General features: G+C 70.4%; 5 protein-coding genes. 2 read left to right on the plus strand and 3 right to left on the minus strand.

Features of this window, described 5'->3' with window-relative positions; all coding sequences use genetic code 11:
- Positions 1–36: 36 nt before the first annotated feature.
- Positions 37–798: a sensor histidine kinase gene (locus ACTMTF_RS46285; protein ID WP_441116457.1), complete on the minus strand. Its 762-nt coding sequence runs from the start codon at positions 796–798 to the stop codon at positions 37–39.
- Positions 799–1,127: 329 nt separating this feature from the next.
- On the opposite strand from ACTMTF_RS46285, the gene ACTMTF_RS46290 reads away from it, so the two are divergent.
- A complete protein-coding gene (locus ACTMTF_RS46290) occupies positions 1,128–2,333 on the plus strand; it encodes a low temperature requirement protein A (RefSeq protein ID WP_441116458.1) in 1,206 nt (401 codons plus the stop codon).
- 4 nt (positions 2,334–2,337) lie between these two features.
- On the opposite strand, the gene ACTMTF_RS46295 is transcribed toward ACTMTF_RS46290, so the two are convergent.
- Positions 2,338–3,255, minus strand: coding sequence for an RNA polymerase sigma-70 factor (locus ACTMTF_RS46295; protein ID WP_441116459.1), 918 nt, complete (start codon positions 3,253–3,255; stop codon positions 2,338–2,340).
- A gap of 134 nt (positions 3,256–3,389) precedes the next feature.
- On the minus strand, positions 3,390–4,799 hold the full coding sequence (locus ACTMTF_RS46300) for an aldehyde dehydrogenase family protein (protein WP_441116460.1): 1,410 nt from the start codon (positions 4,797–4,799) through the stop codon (positions 3,390–3,392).
- Positions 4,800–4,967: 168 nt separating this feature from the next.
- Here ACTMTF_RS46300 and ACTMTF_RS46305 point away from each other — a divergent pair, with 168 nt between their 5' ends.
- Positions 4,968–5,846 (plus strand): helix-turn-helix transcriptional regulator, encoded by an 879-nt coding sequence (locus ACTMTF_RS46305; protein WP_441116461.1) that lies wholly within the window; start codon positions 4,968–4,970, stop codon positions 5,844–5,846.
- Positions 5,847–6,000 lie beyond the last annotated feature (154 nt).

Genomic DNA, 6,000 nt, shown 5'->3' on the forward strand with positions numbered 1-6,000 from the left:
CGGCTGGCACACCAGTCGTTGGTGGGGCCTGCCCCCCTACAGGCAGCTCCGGCAGCTCTTCCGTGTGCGCGTGGGGACCAGGTTCACCCTTCTGGACGTGCCGAGCCGGGTACGTGGCCGGGGCGCCCGGTCCACCGGTGAGACGGGAAGACGCAGGACGAAGCTCGCGCCGCCGGTCTCCGACTCTCCGGCGTGCAGGGTGCCGAGGTGGGATCGGGCGATGTCGCGGGCGATCGCCAGGCCGAGGCCGGTGCCGGTCTGGTCGAGGCGGCGGGCGGCCGGCAGCCGGATGAAACGCTGGAAGACCCGTTCCCGTTCGGATTCGGCGATTCCCTCCCCGTCGTCGGCGACCGTCAGGACGGCGTGGTCGTCGTCGTGGCTCACCCGGACCTCGACCAGGTGCCTGCCGTGCCGTTGGGCGTTGTCCAGCAGGTTGGTGAGGACCCGGCCGAGCCGGACCGGGACGGCCTGGACGGTCACTCCCGGCTCCAGGCGGAGCCGGACCGCGATGCGGTCGGTTCTGCGGGCGACCTCGTCACGGACCAGGTCGGTGAGGTCGACACGTTGTGGCGGCATCGGCGGGCCGGCGTCCATCCCGGCGAGGATCCGCAGGTCAGTAATGATCGCGTCCAGCCGGTCGACGTCTCTGAGCGCACGGATGAGCAGGTCGCCGAGGTCGGTCTCGTCGGGATGCAGGCGAGCTTCCTCCAACTCCGTGCGCAGGCCCGTGAGCGCCGTGCGCAGCTCGTGGGAGGCGTCGGAGGCGAATTGCCGCTTCTTTCCCAGTTCGCGCTTCAACGCGCGCATCGTGTCAGCGGGCGTTCGGATCGCGGTCGCGGCCCGGGATGGGGGCGGAGCCTCGCCGTCGTACAAGGCTGTGGGGTGCGCTGTCACAGCACACACTCCTTCCCTTACGTTCATACAGGTCTGGAAAAGTGGCGGATAATCGTGGCATTAGGTCAGAAAGGTGACAGGTGACCAAGCGCTGAGGCAGATGGCCAAGCACTAAGACAGGACGGCGCGCCGTTCTGTGACAGGCGCCCACGGCGTCGGCATTGTCACAGATCACCACGCTCCCCTGTCTGTTCAGATGGAGTCCGACGTCGCGGAACGACAGGAGCGAAACCGTGCCACCAGCCAGCACCACCTTCCGGATCCGGGTCCGGATGACGGCACGTGCCATCGACGAGCCCCATCGCGCGTCGAGTCAGCTGGAGCTGCTGTTCGATCTCACCTTCGTGGTGGCGGTGGCCGCCATCACGGCGCAGTTCGCGCACGCCATCGCCGAAGGTCACGGCTCGGCCGGGCTGGTCCCGTTCCTCCAGGTGTTCTTCGCCGTCTGGTGGGCGTGGATGAACTTCACCTGGTTCGCCTCGTCGTACGACACCGATGATGTCGCCTACCGGCTGCTGACCATGGTGCAGATGGCCGGTGTGCTGGTGCTCGCCGCGGGTGTGCCCGCCGCGGCCGATCATTCCGACTACGGGATCGTCACGCTGGGCTATGTGATCATGAGGTTCGGGCTCGTCATCCAGTGGGTGCGGGCCGGCCTTGAGGACCCGGCCGGCCGCCGCACCGCGCTGCGCTACGCCGGCGGCATCGCCGTCGTGCAGGTGGGATGGCTGCTTCGCTACTTCCTCGTGGACACGGGCGTGCTGCCCGCCTCCTCCGGCCTGCCGTTCTTCCTCTGCCTGGTCGTCCTGGAACTGGCGGTGCCACGGTGGGCGGAGCGGGTCAGGGCCACCAACTGGCACCCGCACCACATCGCCGAGCGCTACGGCCTGTTCACGATCATCCTGCTCGGCGAGAGCGTTCTGGCCGCGAGCCGGGGAGTCGAAGGGGCGCTCGAAGCGCACCAGGTGGACGGCCCCTTCGTCGTCATCGCCGGCTGCGGCCTGGTCCTGCTGTTCGCGCTCTGGTGGCTCTACTTCCTCGTCGAGGCGGGGGAAGGTCTCAGCGACCGCCGTCAGCGGTCGTTCCTGTGGGGGTACGGCCACTACGGCATCTTCGCGGCCCTGGCCGCCCTCGGCTCCGGGCTCGAAGTGGCGGTGGAGCAGACCGGGCACGCCGTGGCGGCCTCACCGGTCGCACTCGGTTACGCCGTCGCCATCCCGACCGCCGTGTACCTGGCCCTGCTGTGGGCGGTGCACGCGCTCGTCACCTCGGCGTCCGTCATCCATCCGGCAGCACTGGCGGGCAGCGTCGCCGTCATCCTGGCGCTGCCCCTGGCGACACCCCAGATCGGCGTGGCGGCCGTCGTCGCGGCGGTCACGGCCGTCTGCGTCCTGCTCGTGGCCGTCACGATAACGACCGCGGCCTGGCGAGCCTCGTAACGGATCATGCGCCTCGGTCGGGCGCGGTGGCCACGGCGGTGAGCTTGGCCGGGTTCATCATCCACAGCACCTGGTCGATGCCCTGCTCCGAGGCGTTGACCGTGAGGGCGGCGAACACCCGGCCGTCGCGGCTGAGCAGGGCGGAGGTCTGGCCGTTCGTGTTCGCCCAGGCCACCTCGACGCCGGCCCAGAAGCGGCCGGCGAACGCCCTGATGTACCTCGCCACCCGCGACGCGCCCGCCACCGGGATGCGCGAGGCGCGTACGGTGCCGCCGCCGTCGGAGTAGCTGGTCACGTCCGCGGCGAAGAGCTCCTCCAGCGCGGTCAGGTCGCCGGAGCGGGCGGCGACGACGAAGGCCGCCAGCAGCCTGCGCTGCTCGGCTTCGGTCACGGGGGTGCGACGCTCGGCGAGCACCCGCTTGCGTGCCCTGCTGACCAGCTGGCGTACGGCGGCCTCGTTGAGCCGGACGATGTCGGCGATCTGCCGGTAGGGGTAGTCGAACGCCTCCCGCAGCACGTACGCCGCCCGTTCGGTGGGCGTGAGCCGCTCCAGGAGCAGCAGCACCGCGAACTCCAGGGCTTCGCCGCGTTCGGCGCCGAGGTAGGGGTCCGCGCCGGTGTCGACGGGCTCGGGCAGCCAGGGCCCGACGTACGTCTCGTGGCGCGCGCGGGCGGACGTGGCGGCGTTGATCGCCAGCCGGGTGGTCACCGTTGACAGGAACCCGGCGGGGCTGGCCACGGTGGCGCGGTCGTAGGCCTGCCAGCGCAGCCAGACGTCCTGCACCAGATCCTCGGCCTCGGCCGCGCTGCCCAGCATCCGGTAGGCGATGCCGAACAGGCGCCGCCGTACACCGGTGAACACCGCCGCCGCCTGTTCGAGATCTCCCGGTCCGCCGGGATTGCTCGGCACCGTATCCGTCATTGTCTTCCCCCTGCCCCCGGCGCTGGCCCCCAGCCGGACTGTTCCTGCTTACCTGTTGAGCAGCAAGGACAGGCCAGTGCCAAGTTACGGTCCAGGAAGATTTCCACCGGAATCGGGAGATGACGGGCAGGGGATCAGCCCTGGATGGACTTGGTCTCGAGATACTCCTCAAGGCCGTGCCGGCCGAACTCGCGGCCGTTGCCCGACTGCCTGTATCCGCCGAACGGCGCCAGGACGTTCCAGTCGCCGCCGTTGACGTCCACCTGGCCGGTGCGCAGCCGGCGGGCGATCCCCATCGCGCGGTCGTGGCTGCCGAACACGGCGCCGGTGAGCCCGTACATCGTGCTGTTGGCGATCTCCACGGCCTGGTCGTCGCCGACGTACGGGATGACGGTCAGGACGGGACCGAAGATCTCCTCCTGGGCGATCACTGAGTCCGGCGCGACGTCAGCGAAGATCGTCGGTCGTACGTACGCGCCCTCGGGCAGTCCGTCGGGCCTTCCCGGGCCGCCGAGCGCCAGCCGGGCGCCGTCGGCGAGGCCGCGTTCGATGTAGCCGTCGACCCGCTGCCGGTGCTGTTCGGAGGCCATCGGGCCGATGCGGGTGGCCTCGTCCGTGGGGTCGCCGACGGTGTAGGCAGCGGCGGCGGCCACGGCCAGTTCGACGGCCTCGTCCTGCCGCGCGGCCGGCACCAGCATCCGCGGCCACGCGCCGCAGACCTGGCCGCCGTTGGTGAGGATCATGGCGACGCCGTGGGTGACCGCCTCGGCGAGATCGGCGTCGTCGAGGATGATGTTGGCCGACTTGCCGCCGAGCTCCAGCGTGACCCGCTTGACGGTCGCCGCGGCCGTGGCGGAGACCTGCCTGCCCGCACGGGTGGAGCCGGTGAACGACACCATGTCGACGCCGGGATGGGCCGTGATGGCCGCGCCGACGGTCGGGCCCGTGCCATGGACGACGTTGAACACCCCGGCGGGCAGCCCCGCCTCGGCCGCGACCTCGGCCAGGATCGCCGCCGTCAGCGGCGCGATCTCGGACGGCTTGAACACCATGGTGTTACCCGCCAGCAGGGCGGGCGCCAGCTTCGACACGATCTGCTGGAGCGGGAAGTTCCAGGGCGTGATGGCGCCCACGACGCCGATCGGCTCGCGTACGACCAGCGAGGTGCCGATCCGCTCGGTCCAGGCGAAGTCGGCGGCGAGCGCGGCGAAGGACGCCGCCACCGCGACCGGGAAGCCCACCTGCGCGGTGCGGGACAGGGTGATGGGAGCTCCCATCTCGCTGGTGATGGTGGTGGCGATCTCCTCGGCCCGGCTGCTCAGTCCGTCGGCGATGCGGCCGACGACTTGCGCGCGTTCGGCCGGGTCGGTGGCGGCCCAGCCGGGGAAGGCCGCGTTCGCGGCGGCTACGGCGCGGTCGACGTCGGCGGTGGTGCCGTCCGGCACCTGGGCGATGACCTCGCCGGTCGCCGGGTTCACCACGTCGATCAGGGAAGCGGATCCGGCGACGTGCCGGCCGCCGATCCAGTGGGTTGCTGTGTTCATACGAGAACCGTGGCAGCCGGCGGAAACGGGAGGAATGTTCTCCCGATCCAGGGAATCGGGCCGGCCCCGATCCCCGTTCCGCCTATCGGGGGACTGACAGAACATGGATACGCGGGACCGGCCCCTCGATACTGAAGTCATTCGACCCATTCGCGCAGAGGAGGATCTGTGGACCGGGCGCGACTCGCCGAATTCCTGCGCAGCCGCCGCGAGGCGTTGCAGCCCGAGGACGTGGGGCTCCCTCGGGGCGGGCGGCGGCGTACAGGCGGGCTGCGGCGCGAGGAGGTCGCCGTCCTGTCCGACATGTCGGTCGACTACTACAGCAGGCTGGAGCAGCGGCGCGGGCCGCACCCGTCCGAGCAGATGCTCGCCTCCCTCGCCGGTGGCCTGCGCCTGTCCCTGGAGGAACGCGACCACCTGTTCCGTCTCGCCGGATACGCCACCCCGCAGCGGACCCTGCGCGCCGACCACCTCAACCCTGGCATGATGCGCATCTTCGACGGCCTGGAGGACGCCGCCGCCCAGGTCGTGAACTACCTGGGCGAGACGTTGAAGCAGACCCGGCTGTCGAAGGCGCTGCTCGGCGACGACACCGTCCGCACCGGGCCGGGCCGCAGCGCGCACTACCGGTGGTTCACCGACCCCGCCGCGCGGTCGATCCATCCCGAGGACGACCACCCGACGCACAGCAGACTGATCGCCGCGAACCTGCACGACCTGTACACCCGCGACCGCAAGGACCCGCGCGTGGCGGCAATGGTGGACGCCCTGCTGGTGAAGAGCGCCGAGTTCGCCGCGTTGTGGCACGAGCATCCGGTCGGCCGCCCGTACTGCCCGGCCAAGCGCATCCAGCACCCCCAGCTCGGCCTGCTCGAACTGCACTGCCAGACGCTGCTCGACCCCGATCAGTCCCAGATGCTCGTCGTCTACACCGCGCCCTCGGGCAGCGAGAGCTACGACAAGCTGCGCCTGCTGTCCGTGATCGGCGAACAGCGCGTCCAAATGGATGGGTCCGAGGCAGGATTCCGATCACAAGCGGCCGGGTAGCCGGCGCGGCTTACTCGCGGGATGTCACAGATCGCGGTGCTGTCCGGTCTTGCTTCGTGGAACTGCTTTCGTGAAGTTGCGGGTTGAGGAGCACACCATGCATGCGCCGGAGAACCGGATAGCCACGTCCGTCCTGGTCATCGGCACGGGGGGT

This window comes from Nonomuraea sp. ZG12 (assembly GCF_052068115.1).
Classification (GTDB): Bacteria; Actinomycetota; Actinomycetes; order Streptosporangiales; family Streptosporangiaceae; genus Nonomuraea.